Genomic DNA, 18314 nt, shown 5'->3' on the forward strand with positions numbered 1-18314 from the left:
TTCTTTTTTGATGAATACTCCCTCTTATTATACTATTTAAGTTTCTCTATTGTAAAGTATGAAGTGGATACTGAGACACCTTTAATTTCAATGCCTAATTGAGTCTTAAAAGCCTCCATAATAGTTTTAATTTGTGGTGAATTAGTGTTCTTCTCAACAACTTGTACACTCATTCCTTTGGCAATCTTTCCACCAATACTTTGTTTGGCTGTCACTTTAAATGCATACATAATACTAATAATTTTAGATTAAACATTAAGTTGATAAGTATTTGAGATGCGTTCCCAAACACATTTATTTCCTTTTATTGATTTTTCTTTATTGAGTTTGAATACACCTACAAAGCGATAGAAACAAAATCCTAAATCATCCTTATATCGTAAAAATGTAATTCTTGTTTCTTCGGGAGCAGAAAGCCATTGATTTAGATGTGCCTCACGTTTTTCATTTACTTTGGGATATTCATAAATGAACATTCCATCCTCTGAAAGTTCGTTATGCCAAAGATGATGTTCTGTATTTGGCCACCAAACTATTTCATTTTTCTTGTTTGGTATAGCTACACCTGATGCACGTAAGAAACCTCGATGCTTTGCAACAGTTCCAAAAATGGCAGCAACATCCTCTGTAGTACGCAAGCATTCATTATTCTCGACTTTCAAATAACCTTTGTTTCGATGATATTCCACTGAAAGAGTACTTACGTCATCCCATGCTTGAAATTTCTCACCAAGTTGTTGTATCGTTAATTTTATAGCCCATACTATAATGGAAATTTGACAGTGAATTTCTTGAATATCATTATCACAATCAACAACTAATAATTGTGCATGAGTAGTATTGATTATTTCTTCATTACGAATCTTATCAACCTCAACATTGTTTTTGTGAAACGGCTCGTTTATTTCAATTAAGATATTGAGTTGAGGAAGATACAAGTCTGCAAGTGCATACTTGTCATGTGTTCTTCTGATGTATTGCTGAACGACAAATTTAACACGGTCGTCGTTTAATTGATGCCATATTCTACTTATGACATAAGACTCTGTCTTTTTCTTGCTTATCTTAGCAAACAGACGTTCCATATATTCCAATTTATAATCCATATTTAAAGCTTTTAAGTTTGTACTTCTGGTTTTGAAAAAAGAAAAGGACACAGCCTAAACTTTTCACTCATTCTCTTAGCTGGGTTCTGGTAAAACCTCGAAGTTCAAATAAGGAAAAGCAGTCTGCGCCCTTGTTCAGGGTACAAACCGACCTTTCGACTTATTACTTGGAACTTCACGAAATTTACCAGATTTAGCTAAGCCAAATAACTTGTCTACAAGTTGCTTGCAATATGTCTTTTATTTCTTATGTCTGTTTTTTGACCTCCTTTTAAATTTGTTTGTGTACAAATGTAATGAAAAAGAGTGAGACAGACAAAAGAATTGTGTGACATATCACAGACTGCCATAAACAATAATGAATGATGTCCTCTTTAAATATGTTATAAACATAAAAAAGTCCAACCACAAAGAAATGTGATTGGACTTTATATTTTAGGGAGGCTATATTAACCTATTGGTCGCCATTCAGGTTTTTCCAAAAGTTCTCCATAGTATAGACGTTCTGTACTTTGTTGTAAGAACGCATTGAATCTGTTGCTGTCGCTCTCTTTGCGAGTGTTGTATCTAAATACGAACTCTTTGCAATATTTGGGCAAATGCTTTGGACTTACCAAATAATAGATACCTATGATACCACGTTTAAGTTGGCTCCAAAACCCTTCAATAGAATTGGTATGAAATCCATCTTTATTTACATATATTCCTAAGCTGTGTTCAACAACCTCGTGTATGTATTCATTTTTGACTTTGTTGTAGCCACTCCAACTATCAGAAATAACAGTGAAACCTTTTCTGACAAGTTCATCAATAACACCAAGCAAAACTTTAGAACTTGCATTTTTGATAACTTTTGTATAAACCAAGCCATCAGAAAGTAGTCCCATTACAGGTGTTTTCTGTTTAGTACTTCGACCTTGTCCACCTCTGTTACGTTTTGTCTTTCCACCAATATATGTTTCATCAACTTGTGTCATATCATTGAAGTTTGCATCATCATCCTTTACATTGTAACGAATACGATGCAGCATGAACCATGCAGTTTTCTGTGTCACATTAATATCACGTGCCAATTGACAACTACTGATACCTCTTTTATGTGACAAGAACAAATAAATAGCATAGAACCATTTTTTCAATGGAAGGTTGGAGCCTTCAAACATAGTTCCTTGTCTCACGGTAAATCGGCAACGGCAATCCTTACATTTATAAAGACCTTCAAACTTTCCATCCTTAGTCAATTTATAATGATGTTCAGATATTGAACCGCAATGAGGACAAATAGGCTTTCCATTCCACCGCATATTCTCCAGATATACTCTGCAATCCTCCTCGGTATGCAGAGTATCAATCATGTGAAGTAATGAGTGGAATGTTATCATATAATTCTATATTTAGTATTTTAATTTCAATAGAATTATACTCGCAACATTACGGAAATTGCATTTCAAATGTTAAAAAATCATTCATTGATGAATTTTCTTGTTTTTCTGAAATTGGATGGATAGTCCTTCTGTATAATTTATCAAACAATTTTAAAATGAGATATTATGTCAGAACAATTAATCACAGTAGGTGAAGCTACACAAAGGTTAGGTGTAACTTCAGATTTACCAGCTAATAAATGCTTAACTAAAGGTGAGTTTGATGAACTTTCATCAAAAATACCTGAATTAGCACCTAATGGTGTTTATATAATGCATAAAGATAGATTTATTGTAACTAAAGATAACTGGACATATTCAAATGAAGAAGCGTCTGGTGTAGCTGTAAAAACGGATAATTGTAGTTTTGTTATAGCAAAAACGGAAATAAATTCAATTGGATGGGATGGTATTGGTATATTAATTAATGGTTGCACCACTACAACTTATACGGACATTGCTATAACTGATTATAATGGTAAACAAAATACTGATGCTATTAATAAACAAATGGGTATTGGTGGTAATCCAGCTGCTACATATTGTAGTACGTTTGAATTTACTCATGGCACAAAAGGGTACCTTCCTGCATTGGGTGAATTAATAGAAGCAAACAAAAATATAACAGAAATAAATGAATGCATGTCATTAATTGGTGGAAAATTATTATATGATAGTTCATCAAACTATTACACAAAATGGAGTTCTACCCAATCAAATAATAACAATGCGTGGTCATTTAACTTTAAAAACAAAAGTTCATCCAGTGAATATAAAGGAACAGCCTATACTGCAAGGCCGTTCTCTGCTTTCAAATAACCAAGTTAATTAGATTTTAATTTCTAAATACATATTTTATACAATAAAATGTATGGAATATGGAACACCGTGTACTTACAGAATCTATAGAACTTCACCCCATAGGCTCATGCTTTTCAGATAATGTAGGAAATTCAGAACTCCGAGAAATTATTCGTGAATATTTCGGTAAGAATGAAATTTCTTATACTGCTGATTATTCAAATGAGATATGGGGTGAAGTTATGCAGTTTCTTGAGAGAAATTGCAAATTTATTAAAGACATAGAATTGTCATCAGGACTTGTGTCTATTTATGAAACTGATGTAGTAAATGAATTTCTTGTGAGATTTGAATTAGAAAACGGAGGAAAGAATTTTGTGTTCTGGAAAAAAGAAAGTACCAACAGTTTTGTTACTGAGTAAAGAGTTGTGCTACTGAAAAGAGCAAAACTTTAATTATACAAAACCGTTGGTACAATAAAGTATATAGTTGCGAATCATAAATTACCTTGAAATACATTTTACAAATGCAACATCTGAATCTTTCAATATAAAAATAAAGATCCTCTTCTAATTTTTACACAGATTCTAAGGCCTTTCCTTTTGTTCAGGCTTGTAAAATCTATGCTTAACCAAAATCCCTCAGGTTTTTACGTTGATCCGCTCTTACCCATATTGTCCTGATATAAGTACACCCATGGGGAGTCGAACCCCAATCGATGGAACCGGAATCCATTATTCTATCCATTGAACTATGGGTGCAAGTATTTCTCAAAACCGCGACAAAAATACAATTATTCTGCATCTTGTCCTAATAATCGAAGAGAAAAATAATAAGAAAGATGATATTTTTTCGATTTTCCAAATATCATTTTATCAACAAAAACAAAGAAACAAAACACACAATGATAATATTTTCATAAATCGCATTGCATTTTTACAAAATATAATTATCTTTGCCTACGTATTTAAATATAGAAAATTTTATAAGACATGAGTTACCTGATAAAACCAAACAACTATCGACCTTTGCTTGATATGAAGCAGACAGAGCTGGGAATAAAACAAATTAAAGATTTTTTCCAGCAAAATCTGTCCTCTGAATTGCGTCTGCGCCGCGTTACGGCACCGCTTTTTGTGCTCACAGGCATGGGTATGAACGATGACCTGAACGGAATAGAACGCCCGGTCACCTTTCCGATAAAGGACTTGGGAGAGCAACAGGCTGAAGTGGTACATTCGCTTGCCAAATGGAAACGCGTAACACTTGCCGACTATAATATAGAACCGGGATATGGCATTTATACGGATATGAACGCAATCCGTGCCGACGAAGAGCTGGGAAACCTGCATTCACTCTATGTAGACCAATGGGACTGGGAACGTGTCATCACGCCCGAACAGCGGACTGTGGATTTTCTGAAAAGCATCGTTACACGCATTTATTCGGCTATGCGCCGCACAGAATATATGATTTGTGAGGTCTATCCGCAAATCACCTCTTTCCTGCCCCACGATGTACATTTCATCCATTCGCAGGATTTGCTCGACATGTACCCCGACAAGACTCCCAAGGAACGGGAAGACTTGATTACCGAACGATATGGAGCTGTATTCATCATCGGTATAGGAGGCAAGTTGAGCAACGGACAGCCGCACGACAAACGTGCTCCCGATTATGATGACTACACGACAATCGATCCGAAGACCGGACTTCCGGGACTGAATGGCGACCTGCTGGTATGGAACAGCGTATTGGGACGCGCCATCGAACTCTCATCGATGGGAATCCGTGTAGACAAACCAGCACTGCTCAAACAGCTGGAACTGGCCGGAAAGGAAGAACGGACCAAACTTTATTTCCACAAAAGACTGCTGGAAGGTTCACTTCCACTCAGTATCGGAGGGGGTATCGGACAGTCACGACTCTGCATGCTGTACCTGAAGAAAGCACACATCGGCGAAATCCAAGCCAGCATCTGGCCGGAAGAGATGCGCAAAGAATGTGCCGAACTGGGCATGCAACTCATTTAAACACATAGGCAATACGCAAACTGATTTTTTCTCCAAGGCTGTCTCAGAGTCCATATATGAGGCAGCCTTATCTTGTTCTATAGCGCCCGCTTCACCAATCCGGCAGGATTTCCCCATCTCTAAAAGATAAACCGAGGAAGGTTATCGTCACATTCCATTATCTCTTTTCTTTTTTTGTACAAATCATTTTATTTTTTGTACAAAAAATAAAAAAACGTCGAGAGAAATTTATGTAATGAAGCCAATATTTTTCTTCCAACATCACCAATCCTTCATCTAAAGAACTTTTTTACCTTTCCTTGCCCTTCATGCCCTTCACCCCAGAAAGCGAGCATATAAAAGACTCCTGCCTCATCATATGGCCCAACAAGAACCGCTCCAATCTGCACTTCTGATGCCTATAATCTCCCTCCTTTCAGAGGACATTGTTTCCAACAACATTACCTCAGCAATCCAATTTCATGCAACACAAAGATATGGATAATGAAAAAGTTCTTTTCGCTGCAATAATAATTTACGCCTTTTTACTAAATTTGTCTGACATATATCATACATAAGTTATTCATTTAGAGAAAATACAGCATGAACGTACAGATAGAAGAATCGTGGAAGCAAGTACTGGCTCCAGAGTTTGACAAAGATTATTTCATACGCCTGACGGACTTTGTACGCCGGGAATATCAGACAACCACCGTATATCCTCCGGGAAAACTGATATTCAATGCATTCAACCTCTGCCCTTACAACAAGGTAAAGGTGGTTATCATCGGACAAGATCCGTATCACGGACCGGGACAGGCACACGGACTTTGCTTTTCCGTAAACGACGGCATCCCGTTTCCTCCGTCGTTACAAAATATATTCAAGGAAATACACGACGACCTGGGTACTCCTATGCCATCTACAGGCAACCTTACCCGCTGGGCAGAACAAGGTGTGCTGCTGCTGAACGCCACACTCACTGTCCGTGCTCATCAGGCAGGCTCACACCAGCGGCAAGGCTGGGAAGAGTTTACCGATGCAGCTATCCGTGCCTTGGCCGAAAACCGCGAGCATCTGGTATTTATCTTGTGGGGATCGTATGCGCAAAAGAAGGGAGCCTTTATCGACCGCAACAAGCATCTGGTGCTTACTTCCGTTCATCCTTCGCCACTCTCGGCATACAATGGCTTCTTCGGCAACAAACATTTCAGCCGAACCAATGAATACTTGATTCAACATGGTGAAACGCCTATCCAGTGGTAGGCCTTACGTACCAATATGCAAAGAGCCGCCGGATTATTTCCGGCGGCTCTTTGCATATTATCTATCAATCAATGTACATCAATACCATGTAACCTGACTACCCGTATTACTACGCTGATCCCATTTCAAAGCGTCGGTCAGCATAGCCGAATTGGCACGAATGGAGAAGTTATACGAAGTATACGGACCAAATACCAGACCGCAACTCATATTGAAACAGTGCAAGTCACGGGTGATGTTCACCGTGGTCATTGACATTTCTTTCGAAGTAAAGTCGTAACCACTCGAATAAGTTACGTTCCAGCGGCTACCCATCTTGATATTACCCGAGATATTCAGCGAGTGAGTAAGCGAATACGGATAACGCATGGTCTTGATATTAATCTGCTTCGTTCTGTCTTCACGAATACTATAGCTATAACTCAAGCTCAAACTCCACGGCAACTTGAAGGCAAGATAACCATCCGGATCAAGAGTCGCATTTTCCGTCTTGCGAGTACCCGAATTATTCTTCTGGGTCATTTCGTCGTCGGTTTCTTCTTCATCCTCGTCGTCTGTATCCTTTTTATCCTTATCCTTTTTCTCGTCGTCCTTTTTGCCGAACAACTTTTTAAAGGTATCATTATTCAATGTATACGAGAAAGAACCGCTATATCCCTGGAATCGTCCGAAACGTCCGTACGACCATTCTGTACGGTCACTTTCGACTACATTACCATTTTCGTCGAACTTATAGGCATAAGTTGCAAACGTTGCATTCATGTTGAACGTATAATTCTTGGTCAACTTCAGACGAGCCGTCAGCGAAAGATTACTCCACCGCTTCTGAGCAATATCGTACGACAAGCTTCCGCTCAAGTCATCAATCAGACTGATCTTCTTGTAACCCGTTGTATCCTTATCGGAAGCCATCTTCATTTCCAGATTATTCTTCAGCGAGAAGCTGACATTCTGTGACACACCTTTACCCGGATAGCTGTAAGGAGCACCTTCATAGGGCGAATACTCTGCCATGCGGACCTCACCGTTTTCGTCGGTATAGGTGTACGTTTCGTAATAGCCGTAACGCGACTTACCGAAGTCCGGCGTATATGTATAGCTGACCGACGGAGTTACGACGTGACGAATCACAATCTCCTTGCTCTTCATAAACAAAGGCTTATACATACCATACAGCTTTGTATTCATCGAAACGGCCATATTATAATCGTATACACGATTGAACCCGTTGATAGTATCCTTTACCACTTCGTGCGTTTTTTCATCATAACTCTGCATGACTTTACGCGTATACCAGCGTTCGGTATAGTTGAACGAAGGAGTAATATTGATGTATTTAAACAAGCTGAATGTAGCCTCAACCGGAATAGTATGCTTCATACCTGTCTTCCATTTCGAGAAAGGAGTCTTAAAAAGCAGATTATCCTTTGTATCAACACTGTTTGTCAAAGCACCTGTATACTGGAAAGAAATCTTTTCATACCAGCGTTCGTCGCCGGCTGCTTTCTTGCGCTTGAACGGATAAATACGGCTCAAAGAAATATTCAGGTCAGGCAAAGTCATATTGACAGAAGAGTCCCTCGTATTCTGAGTAATATTAAACGTACTCGAAATATTCAGGCCAATTTCCGGAAAATTTCGAGAATAACTGATACTTGACGCCTTTGTGTTGTTACTATAAGCAGAAGGGTCGTACAATGAACTCAAGCTCGAACGGTCGTAACTACTGGTTGCAAAGTTTACACTGGCCGAGAAAGAACTGTTCGGACTTGCTTTCGAATCCTGACGGTGACTCCACTGTATACGGAAATCTTTAGAAACCGCATAATCGGGCATGTTCTTTTCTCCCGTCTTTGTCACCAGATAACTGGCATTAAAATAGCCACTATACTTATAACGCTTATTATAATTGGAAGCAGCCGACAGTCCCCATGAACCTTTTGTATAGATTTCTCCCAGCACTTTCAAGTCTACCCTATCGTTGATGGCAAAATAATATCCACCATCACGCAGATAAAAACCACGATTCATTTCGTCACCATACGTAGGCATGATGAAACCTGAAGAATAACTGCTGCTGAACGGGAAAAATCCGAATGGAACGGCTATCGGAAGAGGGACATCTTCTACTACAAGCTGGGCAGGCCCGAATACAACATCCTTCTTTGGACGTACCTTGGCCATAGACAATTTCAAATAAAAGTGCGGGTGTTCCTTGTTGTCGCAGGTAGTATATTTACCCTGAGTCATGTAAATTTCATCATCTGCTCCCTTTTTGGCATTCTCACTGGTTACGTATCCTTCACCCTGCTGCGTTACAATGTTATTGATAAATCCCTTCTTAGTCTTGAAATTATAACGCATTGTCTTCGATTCGTAGGGTGTTTCTCCATCCTTAAAGACAGGAGTTCCCTGCTCTACACCAGTCGTATCAGCAACACCACGGGCATAGACCGTACTGCTGTCCATATTCATGGTTATCAGAGCAGAAGTCAACTCAATGTTTTGATAATTGACTTTACCATCACCATACAGATGAGCAAAACCTCCTTTGGTAAAAACGATGGAATCGGAAGCCTCGTAAATTACAGGTGCATCCAGAGGTTGTTTCTTAGAAGTAGTATCAAGGGCCAGCGAATCTGCACCAACAGAATCTACGGCCAGCGAGTCCATATGCAGTGAATCGCCTTTAAGTGAATCGACCGCCAGCGAATCGGCATGAGCTTCCGTTCTGTTTCCTCTCATTCTCTTTCCTCTGACACGCTGCGTTTCAGCATACAGAGAGAAAAAAAATCCCAAAAAGAACAGAACAAACAATAAATATGTAGCTTTTTTAAATGACGCCATTCATCAATCTTTTACGCAATGCGGTGCAAAAGTAAGCATTCTCTCGCAAATAAACACAAGAGCCACAGATTTTAATGTATTTTTTAAGACTATAAAAAGAGTTTACACCAGTGGTCAAAACGTTTACCGCCTTCTTCACCATAACGGGCAACACTCTTGCGCGCCTTGTCGATACTCTTCTCACGGTCGAGCTTGGTCTTGGAAAAGAACTTGTCGGCAAAACAAATGATTTGTTCCTCCAGACTGACAGGCATCATTTCTCTGTGAGGAACAGGCAAGTCCTGACGTATGATATCCTGCAAGGATAATCCGGCACCGGTGTGACGTTCGCAGACTAATGCATGTTTCGGAAACCCTTCCTGACGAACAAGTTCGGCTCCCAAGTAGCCATGACAGATATAAGGATACTTTCCAAAGCAACAGATACCTTCTGCATCGGTCCGAAATATTCCGATATCGTGAAGCATGGCTGCTTCTTCTATAAACTGCAAGTCTAAATTCAGTTCGGGATGTTTCTTCGCCAGCGCAAGAGCCTTATCGGCTACCGAACGGCTATGTACCAGCAAAATATGCTTCAATTCGTTGTCTTCAGGATAATACTTATCTATTAATGCCAGTGGATTCATGGATTTTTTCTTTTATTATTACCTTTGTATGAAACAAAGGTACGAAAAAATTATTTGTCCCACATGAAATATATTACTTTATTCGTTTGCTGGCTGCTGACAGTCGTGCAGGCATCAGCACAGGTTCGTAACGGCGCCGACAAGATGGAACAGTTGCTTCCTATGCTAAAAGACAAGCAGATATCACTGGTAGTAAACCATACTTCTCTGGTAAATGGTGTGCATCTGCTCGACACATTGTATAACAGTGGCATACACATTGTGCAGGTTTTCGCCCCCGAGCATGGCTTCCGTGGAGATGCTGATGCAGGAGAAACGGTACGAAACGGCAAGGATACACGCACACATGTTCCTATCATCTCTCTGTATGGCACACAAAAAAAGCCTCAGCCAGCACAACTGAGCCAAACTGATATTGTTATCTTCGACATGCAAGACGTCGGAGCGCGATTTTATACTTATATCAGTACGATGTTTTATGTAATGCAAGCGTGTGCCGAAAACCGGAAAGAGCTGATCGTGCTGGATCGTCCTAACCCCTGCGACTATGTAGACGGTCCGGTACTCAACCTGAAATACAAGAGCTTTGTGGGAATGTTTCCAATACCTGTCCTGCACGGATGCACAATAGGCGAGCTGGCACAAATGATTAATGGAGAAGGATGGCTGGGAAAGGGCCTTCAATGCCAGTTGAAAGTCATTACAGTAGAAAACTGGAAACACGGCCAGCCTTATTCACTTCCGGTAAAACCCTCACCCAACCTGCCCAACGACCAGGCCATCGCACTTTATCCGTCCCTCTGTCCTTTCGAAGGAACCTCTGTGAGTGTCGGCAGAGGAACAGAATGGCCTTTTCAGGTAATAGGCAGTCCCTTTACCCGGCAGACGTTCAGTTTCTGCTTCAAGCCACGTTCTTTGAAGGGCTCAGACAAGAATCCGCTGCACAAAAACATAAACTGCTACGGGATAGACCTCCGTACTTCTTCCCAAATACCGCAAGGATTTTCGTTGCAATATGTACTCCAATTCTACAAAGCTTATCAAGCCTGTATGCCTGATGCCGAAAAGTCATTCTTCACCCGTCCTAAATGGTTTGACCTTCTGATGGGAACCGGGCAGGTCCGACAGGATATTCTGCAAGGGAAAACAGAACAGCAAATTCGCTCTGCATGGAAAGATGATCTGGAGAAATACAAAATTATGAGAAAAAGATATCTGCTTTATGCCGATTATCCGGAAGAATAGACAAAAAAATCCGGTGGACTTTTCATTAAAGCCCACCGGATTTTAAATTATGATGCAAAAATTTCTGCTTTTAGATACCCAAAGATTTCTTGACTGCTTCTACCTTTTCTGTTGCTTCAGCATCAGCTCCTGCAAAACATTTCGGGCAACCCATCTCACCTTTAATTTCCATGTAGAATTTAATCTTCGGCTCTGTTCCTGACGGACGTACAGAAACCTTTGTTCCATCAGCTGTAAAGAACTGAAGTACATTCGATGGTTCCGGCATATTCAAATCGGTTACATTACCCTTATTGTCTGTAGCTTTCAGAGTCTTGTAATCTTTAACCAATACAACTTCCGATCCACCCAGTTCTTTCGGAGGACAAGCGCGGAAGTTTTCCATCATAGCCTTAATTTCATCGGCTCCACTCTTACCCGGTTTTACAACGTTCACTGTAACTTCCTTAGAGAATCCGTATTCTACATAGATTTCCATCAAGATATCATACAGTGTTTTGCCTTGGTCTTTTGCCCATGCACAAATTTCAGCAAGCAAAGAACATGCAGAAACTGCATCTTTATCGCGTACAAAATCTTCTGCAAGGAATCCGTAGCTTTCTTCACCACCGCCGATATATTGTTCTTTACCTTCACGCAAACGAATCTCACGAGCAATCCATTTGAATCCAGTATAGCAGTCGTACATCTTGATATGATTCTTATCAGCAACCGATTTTATCAGTTCAGTAGTAACAATTGTCTTTACAACAAATTCGTTACCCTTCATCTTACCCATTGCAATACGGTTCTTGATAATGTAATACAAGAAGATCAAACAAGTCTGATTACCGTTAATCAATACCCATTCACCCTTGTCATTCTTACAAGCCATACCTACACGGTCGGCATCAGGGTCGGAAGCCATGACGATATCCGCATCAATTTCTTTAGCAAGCTTGATAGCCAATGTCAAAGCTTCTGCATTTTCCGGGTTCGGAGAAACGACTGTCGGGAAATCACCACTCTTGACCATCTGTTCAGGAACGCAATGAACATTTTCGAATCCCCACAACTTCAGTGACTGCGGAATCAGCATCATACCAGTTCCGTGGATAGGAGTATAAACAATCTTCAAGTCTTTCTGACGTTTGATTACTTCCGGATCGATGGAAATAGTATGAACCTGACGCAAGTATTCATCATCAATTTCCTTACCGATAATCTGAATCAGCTCCTTATTGCCTTCGAATTTAATATCAGATGCAGAAGCAACCTTGTTTACTTCCTCAATAATACCTTTATCATGCGGGGCAAGAACCTGAGCTCCATCGTCCCAATATGCCTTATAACCGTTATATTCTTTCGGATTGTGAGAAGCTGTAAGAATAATACCGCTCTGGCATCCCAAATGACGAATAGCAAATGACATCTCTGGAGTAGGACGCATGTCTTCGAACAAATAAACCTTAATTCCGTTTGCAGAGAAGATATTCGCAGAAATTTCGGCAAACAGACGACTGTTGTTACGACAGTCATGACCAACAACTACAGAAATATCTTTTTTGCCGGCAAAGCACTTATTCAAATAGTTAGACAATCCCTGAGTAGCCGCACCAACAGTGTAAATATTCATACGGTTTGAACCTACACCCATGATGCCACGCAAACCACCTGTACCGAATTCAAGGTCTTTATAAAAAGCTTCTATCAATTCTGTTTTATCAGGATTTTCCAACATACGCTTTACTTCGGCCTGAGTTTCTGCATCATAAGCCGGAGTTAACCACTTCTGAGCTTTGTCAGAACACAATTTAATCAATTCTTCGTTTTCCATGATTTTATAATCTTTATATAATTATTGATGTTTTCTCATTTATGTATTAGCGAAACAAAAATAAAAGATTCGTTCTAATTATCCTAATTATTTTTTGCAAAAAACAAGCCTTCTCAGCCGAATTATTGTTATTTGTCGTTACACCAAGTAAAAATACAAAATTCTTATACATCCTCTCTTTATCTACTTTCCGAACCATTTACGAACAAAGTATTTTTGCCTTGGCAGAACTTTTATTGATCCAAGAAAAAAAATCCCTGACAAACTTGAAACGATCTATAAATCAAGAAAATTTATAACATTCGGCAACTGTATAATCCATACAAAACAAAAAGGAATATGCTATCAAAAAGAGAAGAATAATTTGCATTAAAAATATAAATTAACCATATTTGTAACAGAGAAAAACAAGAACAAATCTTTTTAACAACAAGTACCTTAGTATGCAAGAACATATTTACATTTTAGATGACCATCCTATTATTGCGGAAGGGTTAGCCAAACTGCTGACTCTCGACAATAAATATAAAATTACAATAGGTAAACATTATTCTGAATTATACAATTATATAGACAATAATCCACTTGATCTCCTAATTGCAGACTACGAATTGCAAGACAAAACCGTATTGGAACTGCTCCCCTATCTGCAAAAGAAAATACCTCAGACTCCTGTATTGATTTATACAATGCACACAGAATTCTGGATCATAAAGCTTCTTATAAAAAAAGAAGTTGCCGGTATTGTTACCAAAAACGACGATACAGATGAAGTGAAAAAGGCCATCGATACTATTTTATCGACAAAAAACAAATATTATTCTCCGACAGCCTTAAACATTACATTGTCGCTTATAGGAGATCACTCCGTAATGGATTCAATTACTTATACTCCGAGTCCACGTGAAAAAGAGATTATCAATATGTTGTCTTGTGGATACACCTCCGAAGAGATCGCACAAAAACTAAATCTCAGCAAGAGTACGATTGATACAATGCGCAAGAATATATTATTAAAAAGCGGTGCGATCAATGTTTCACATCTTATGCGCCTGGCTTTCATTAAAGGATGGATTACAGCATGAGAAGATTTATATTTATCACGTTTTTAATTGCTTTTGCAGGACATATTATTGCGAATGACTTCGACTTCACCAAGCAAATACAACAATATGGAGACGAAGGAGATTTTTACCGAATGGATTCCATATATTCTCTTGCATGCCGGCAAATAAACTATAGCAATGATCCTGTATCTGCATTAGACCTGAATATTACCTATGCAACTTATCTCAACTCCAAAAGAGATTATACCAAAGCATATTCCATTCTTAAAGATGCCAGAGAAGAAGCCATACGCCTGAAAGATAGAAAATATTCTTCCGAAACACGAAAACAAATACAGCAGTCGGAAGGCATAGCGACTTATGAAATAGCCTATGGACTATGGTCAAGCAATAAACTTTACGAAGCCAGGAAGTTTACAGATGAAGCAATTGACCTGTTTGTTCAAATCAAAGATACCGCACGTCTGGCCGAATCGTACAATTTGTCGGGAGTAATACACAAAAACTTATTCATGCTCGACAAGGCAATTCTGATGTACAAAGAAGCGCTGAAAATAACAGAATATCAGAAGGACTACAATCTGTCTGCCATTATTATCAGCAACATAGCCACACTATACAACGAACTGGAAGAAACTCAACAAGCTATCACCTTCTCACGAAAAATATTTTCATATCCACAAACAGATACACTTGCATTCAATAATCAAATCAACAAGATAAGCTACCTGTGCAATCATGCCATTCTGCTGACAAACGGAGAATATTATCACAATGCACTCGACAGTTTGCAACTGGCAACAAAACTTTTGCAAGAGAACATGCCGGCTGGATTGAAACTTTATGTATACACCAACTATGCTAAAGCTCTTTATGATACAGGCGACTCCCGCTCGGCTATCCGTTATTATCAAAAAGCTATAAGCTATAAAAAGCAGACCCAAAATGAATACAACATAGCCAACCTCGATTATCTGTATGGCTACATGCTTTTCCAAGCTACCGATTCTTTGCAACAGGCTCATAACTATCTATCGAAGGCATTAGCCTTTTACAGAAAGAATCCCAGCATAATGCTGACGAAATCACTTCTTGCCCTGGCAGAGATAGAATCGAAAAGAAATCATCCGCAGACGTCCTACCAGTTAGCTCTCGAAGCATACGAAACAGAACAAAAGATACAGCACAAGAGTTTTCATAACCGCTTGGCCGGATTCGAAGCCGAACTGGAAACCAAAGAAAAGGACCTGAAGATTATCAGCCTTAATGCCGAACAGGCAAAAAATAAGGCTGCCTACCAGACACGCACTTATATTATTTCCAGCATACTCGTACTAATTGTACTATTATCCGTCATCATCATTATCAGTCTCCAAAAAAGAAAAGTTGCCCTTAAGCTCAAGCACTCGGAACTGGAAAAAGAATTAAAGAACAAAGAAGCACAAAGCAAACTGCTCATTGGAGAAATGAATAAAAAAATGACCGACCAATATCTGAAAGGACTGGAAGACAGCAACGAACACATCTCGAAAGAACTCCATAACGATGTATGCAATGAATTGCTGGCAATAGAAATGCAATTGAAACAAACAAGCGCCGGCCGTCTGGCAACGCAACTGGGAGAGATACGAGAAAACGTACGCAATATATCACATCAACTATCGGCTCCTAACTTCAGCAACATCAGTCTATACCAGATGTTCAATTTATATATTGAAAAACTGAATACATTAAATACTCTTACAATACACCCTTACATATCGGATGATATAATGAATCTGACTATACCATCCGAAAACATAGTAGAAATATACAGAATCTTACAAGAAATTATCTCCAACATCATCAAACATGCCAATGCAAGAAACATGTACCTCACCGTAGGTTATGACCAAAACGAAGTGGAAATAGTCATCGAAGACGACGGCAAAGGTTTCGATACGTCTTTATCCCCCAATATTCTAACCTCGGGATTGGGCTTAAAGACTATAAAAGAACGCAGCTACAAATTACAAGGAGAATGTAAAATTGAATCTACTTTAGGAAAAGGGACAATCATTCATATGCGTTTTCCCGCCTGAAAGGTACCCATCACATAAAGACATTTTGCATAAAAAAGATAGGATACATCTTCACGATGTATCCTATCCAAACTTGCACAACGCGCTTGTGCCCCATCTCTAAATAAAAAACAATTTTAAATTATAGTATAATATTTTTTTACATTTCACTTTTCCACTTACGCTTACATAGCCTTTTATTTATAGCTTTATTGTAAACTTAAACCTTTCTTTACAAAAGTACGTAATTGAAAGAAACAAAATACCCCCATAAATAATGATTCTACTATCACTATTTATAGGGGAAAATGAACAGCCCTTTCAACGTTTATCAAAAAAGAATATAGCAGGCTTATTCCTTCAACGGCTGTTCTACTTGTATACTTCCTGCTATTTTAGCTTTTTTATTTCACCAAATAACGATCTCCTGTAGCCTTAACTACCTCTTTCAAGAATTCCTGTGGATAACCCGGGCGGTCGAGAGGAGCTGTATTTCCTGTTTCCGGACGAACAATCTTACCGTCTTTTACTCGTTTCACTACACCGTCGTTATAACGGACAATCAGAAACTCACCCAATTTCTTCCAACTGTCTACAGCAGTCTGAGCAGCCATACCCGTATAGTTGGTCAGAAAATCTTTTGCCTTCTGCGGATCTTGCGCATACAGTTTCATGGCTGTACTTTCCACACCTTCCTGAGCATTGGCATACATGTCTTCCAGCGAATTCTGAACCGTACGCATATCGTCTACCATCAGACTGTAGCGAGGACGGATCATGTCAGCCACCCAGTTATAAATCCAGAAAGCAGAGTTCCACGAGAATGTCACACAATCACCTTCACCTTCGGCATAAGAAGCCGGAACCTTGTCGGTATTGCAATATACCGGAGTAAAGACCGTCATGTTTGCATCGTCCAGTCCGAACCAAAGAACGCCGCCGATTGCATCGGGCATAGTAGAACGCATCTGAGCCACAAAGACAAAACCACTCTGCTGAGTTGAAATAGGACGTTCGTTGAAATAAGTCTTTCCATCTACCTCGAAGGTCAACGGCGACAAACGGTAAGGCATCTGAAAAGCTCCTGCACCCATATCGTTGGTAATATCAAGCGGAGTACCTTCATAATGATCACGCATAGCATACTGAATGTCGCGAACAGAAATCTTACGGTCGGGCTTTACATAAAGCGGCATCGGCTCCTTGCTTTCACCTTGTATATACGAAAGATAAGCCTGACCTGTCACCTTGCTGAACATATTATAATAACTCCAGACACGAGCCTCGCAAGCACGCAAGCCACTGAAGTCGAGCGGACAGTAAGCATCTGCAAAACTAAAGTCCTTGTTTACGCCATCAAAGTAACCTTTCTCGCGGGCAAACGAAATCACGTCCGGAGAATACAGACAATTATCCTTGTCGTTCATATCAAACTTATGGATGCGGCTCTGATTTGCGTGCGCCGCGATGCAATCATCCGGAATACGGACAGCCACCCATACGGCACCTTTCACTCCGGGGCCCTTACCAATCATTTCCATAATCCAGGCCTCGTTCGGATCGGCAATGGTAAACGACTCACCACTACTGTAATAACCATACTCTTTTACGAGGTCGGTCATTACCTTGATAGCCTCTTTTGCTGTACGTGAACGCTGCAAAGCCACATAAATCAAGCTTCCGTAATCCATCACTCCGGTTGTATCAACCAGTTCCGGACGACCACCAAAAGTCGTTTCTCCGATAGTTACCTGAAACTCATTCATGTTTCCTATTACATTATACGTCTGCTTGGCCTCCTTTATCTGTCCCAGATACTTACCCGTGTCCCATTCGTAAATATTACGCATAGTACCCGATGCATGTACAGCAGCCGGATAATGACACAAGTACCCGAACATACCGTACGAATCGGCCGAATAGGATACGATTACAGAACCGTCGGCAGAGGCTTTCTTACCGACAATCAAGTTGGTACACGCCCAACCGTTTACACACACAGCCGCCAGAAGGCAGACTGCCAACATTAGTTTTTTCATCATAC

General features: G+C 39.8%; 14 protein-coding genes and 1 tRNA gene. 7 read left to right on the forward strand and 8 right to left on the reverse strand.

What is annotated here, in order from left to right; genetic code table 11:
• Nucleotides 1–32 precede the first annotated feature (32 nt).
• From WKT12_RS06485 to WKT12_RS06495, 3 genes are all read right to left on the reverse strand, one after another.
• Nucleotides 33–230, reverse strand: coding sequence for a hypothetical protein (locus WKT12_RS06485; protein WP_340319194.1), 198 nt, complete (start codon nt 228–230; stop codon nt 33–35).
• Between the two features lie 18 nt (nt 231–248).
• Nucleotides 249–1106 (reverse strand): AbaSI family restriction endonuclease, encoded by an 858-nt coding sequence (locus WKT12_RS06490; protein WP_340319195.1) that lies wholly within the window; start codon nt 1104–1106, stop codon nt 249–251.
• Nucleotides 1107–1555: 449 nt separating this feature from the next.
• On the reverse strand, nt 1556–2488 hold the full coding sequence (locus WKT12_RS06495; protein WP_340319196.1) for an IS1595 family transposase: 933 nt from the start codon (nt 2486–2488) through the stop codon (nt 1556–1558).
• A 168-nt stretch (nt 2489–2656) separates the two neighbouring features.
• Here WKT12_RS06495 and WKT12_RS06500 point away from each other — a divergent pair, with 168 nt between their 5' ends.
• Nucleotides 2657–3349: a hypothetical protein gene (locus WKT12_RS06500; protein WP_340319197.1), complete on the forward strand. Its 693-nt coding sequence runs from the start codon at nt 2657–2659 to the stop codon at nt 3347–3349.
• A 59-nt stretch (nt 3350–3408) separates the two neighbouring features.
• Nucleotides 3409–3753 (forward strand): hypothetical protein, encoded by a 345-nt coding sequence (locus tag WKT12_RS06505; RefSeq protein WP_340319198.1) that lies wholly within the window; start codon nt 3409–3411, stop codon nt 3751–3753.
• 267 nt (nt 3754–4020) lie between these two features.
• On the opposite strand, the gene WKT12_RS06510 is transcribed toward WKT12_RS06505, so the two are convergent.
• Nucleotides 4021–4092: transfer RNA gene (locus WKT12_RS06510), tRNA-Arg, on the reverse strand.
• A 231-nt stretch (nt 4093–4323) separates the two neighbouring features.
• On the opposite strand from WKT12_RS06510, the gene asnA reads away from it, so the two are divergent.
• Nucleotides 4324–5364 carry an aspartate--ammonia ligase gene (gene asnA / locus WKT12_RS06515; protein ID WP_021971057.1) on the forward strand — a complete coding sequence of 347 codons (1041 nt, stop codon included), beginning with the start codon at nt 4324–4326 and terminating at the stop codon, nt 5362–5364.
• Nucleotides 5365–5946: 582 nt separating this feature from the next.
• The gene (locus WKT12_RS06520) at nt 5947–6609 is read left to right on the forward strand and encodes a uracil-DNA glycosylase (RefSeq protein WP_340319199.1); all 663 of its coding nucleotides are present in this window, start codon (nt 5947–5949) and stop codon (nt 6607–6609) included.
• Nucleotides 6610–6687: 78 nt separating this feature from the next.
• Here WKT12_RS06520 and WKT12_RS06525 read toward each other — a convergent pair whose 3' ends face one another.
• Nucleotides 6688–9456: a putative LPS assembly protein LptD gene (locus WKT12_RS06525; RefSeq protein ID WP_445323123.1), complete on the reverse strand. Its 2769-nt coding sequence runs from the start codon at nt 9454–9456 to the stop codon at nt 6688–6690.
• Between the two features lie 89 nt (nt 9457–9545).
• A complete protein-coding gene (locus WKT12_RS06530; protein ID WP_021971053.1) occupies nt 9546–10082 on the reverse strand; it encodes an HD domain-containing protein in 537 nt (178 codons plus the stop codon).
• A gap of 63 nt (nt 10083–10145) precedes the next feature.
• Between WKT12_RS06530 and WKT12_RS06535 the strand changes: the two genes are divergently transcribed.
• Nucleotides 10146–11327 (forward strand): exo-beta-N-acetylmuramidase NamZ family protein, encoded by a 1182-nt coding sequence (locus WKT12_RS06535; RefSeq protein WP_340319200.1) that lies wholly within the window; start codon nt 10146–10148, stop codon nt 11325–11327.
• 70 nt (nt 11328–11397) lie between these two features.
• Here the strand turns inward: WKT12_RS06535 and WKT12_RS06540 are convergent, their stop codons facing one another.
• Complete coding sequence (locus tag WKT12_RS06540; RefSeq protein WP_021971051.1) at nt 11398–13143, reverse strand: phospho-sugar mutase; 1746 nt, start codon at nt 13141–13143, stop codon at nt 11398–11400.
• 443 nt (nt 13144–13586) lie between these two features.
• Between WKT12_RS06540 and WKT12_RS06545 the strand changes: the two genes are divergently transcribed.
• Nucleotides 13587–14228, forward strand: a complete 642-nt coding sequence (locus WKT12_RS06545; RefSeq protein WP_021971050.1) for a DNA-binding response regulator — start codon at nt 13587–13589, stop codon at nt 14226–14228.
• Nucleotides 14225–16291 (forward strand): tetratricopeptide repeat-containing sensor histidine kinase, encoded by a 2067-nt coding sequence (locus WKT12_RS06550; RefSeq protein WP_340319201.1) that lies wholly within the window; start codon nt 14225–14227, stop codon nt 16289–16291. The genes WKT12_RS06545 and WKT12_RS06550 overlap by 4 nt, the downstream gene beginning before the upstream one ends.
• A 383-nt stretch (nt 16292–16674) precedes the next feature.
• Here WKT12_RS06550 and WKT12_RS06555 read toward each other — a convergent pair whose 3' ends face one another.
• On the reverse strand, nt 16675–18312 hold the full coding sequence (locus WKT12_RS06555; RefSeq protein WP_021971048.1) for a C69 family dipeptidase: 1638 nt from the start codon (nt 18310–18312) through the stop codon (nt 16675–16677).
• Nucleotides 18313–18314: the final 2 nt, after the last annotated feature.

This window comes from Phocaeicola sp. HCN-6420, from assembly GCF_037890145.1.
GTDB lineage: Bacteria > Bacteroidota > Bacteroidia > Bacteroidales > Bacteroidaceae > Phocaeicola.

Excerpts from the sequence above, each read along its gene's own strand:
- WKT12_RS06485 (WP_340319194.1), bottom strand. The coding sequence starts at position 230 with ATGTATGCATTTAAAGTGACAGCCAAACAAAGTATTGGTGGAAAGATT.
- WKT12_RS06490 (WP_340319195.1), bottom strand. The coding sequence starts at position 1,106 with ATGGATTATAAATTGGAATATATGGAACGTCTGTTTGCTAAGATAAGC.
- WKT12_RS06495 (WP_340319196.1), bottom strand. The coding sequence starts at position 2,488 with ATGATAACATTCCACTCATTACTTCACATGATTGATACTCTGCATACC.
- WKT12_RS06500 (WP_340319197.1), top strand. The coding sequence starts at position 2,657 with ATGTCAGAACAATTAATCACAGTAGGTGAAGCTACACAAAGGTTAGGT.
- WKT12_RS06505 (WP_340319198.1), top strand. The coding sequence starts at position 3,409 with ATGGAACACCGTGTACTTACAGAATCTATAGAACTTCACCCCATAGGC.
- asnA (WP_021971057.1), top strand. The coding sequence starts at position 4,324 with ATGAGTTACCTGATAAAACCAAACAACTATCGACCTTTGCTTGATATG.
- WKT12_RS06520 (WP_340319199.1), top strand. The coding sequence starts at position 5,947 with ATGAACGTACAGATAGAAGAATCGTGGAAGCAAGTACTGGCTCCAGAG.
- WKT12_RS06525 (WP_445323123.1), bottom strand. The coding sequence starts at position 9,456 with ATGGCGTCATTTAAAAAAGCTACATATTTATTGTTTGTTCTGTTCTTT.
- WKT12_RS06530 (WP_021971053.1), bottom strand. The coding sequence starts at position 10,082 with ATGAATCCACTGGCATTAATAGATAAGTATTATCCTGAAGACAACGAA.
- WKT12_RS06535 (WP_340319200.1), top strand. The coding sequence starts at position 10,146 with ATGAAATATATTACTTTATTCGTTTGCTGGCTGCTGACAGTCGTGCAG.
- WKT12_RS06540 (WP_021971051.1), bottom strand. The coding sequence starts at position 13,143 with ATGGAAAACGAAGAATTGATTAAATTGTGTTCTGACAAAGCTCAGAAG.
- WKT12_RS06545 (WP_021971050.1), top strand. The coding sequence starts at position 13,587 with ATGCAAGAACATATTTACATTTTAGATGACCATCCTATTATTGCGGAA.
- WKT12_RS06550 (WP_340319201.1), top strand. The coding sequence starts at position 14,225 with ATGAGAAGATTTATATTTATCACGTTTTTAATTGCTTTTGCAGGACAT.
- WKT12_RS06555 (WP_021971048.1), bottom strand. The coding sequence starts at position 18,312 with ATGATGAAAAAACTAATGTTGGCAGTCTGCCTTCTGGCGGCTGTGTGT.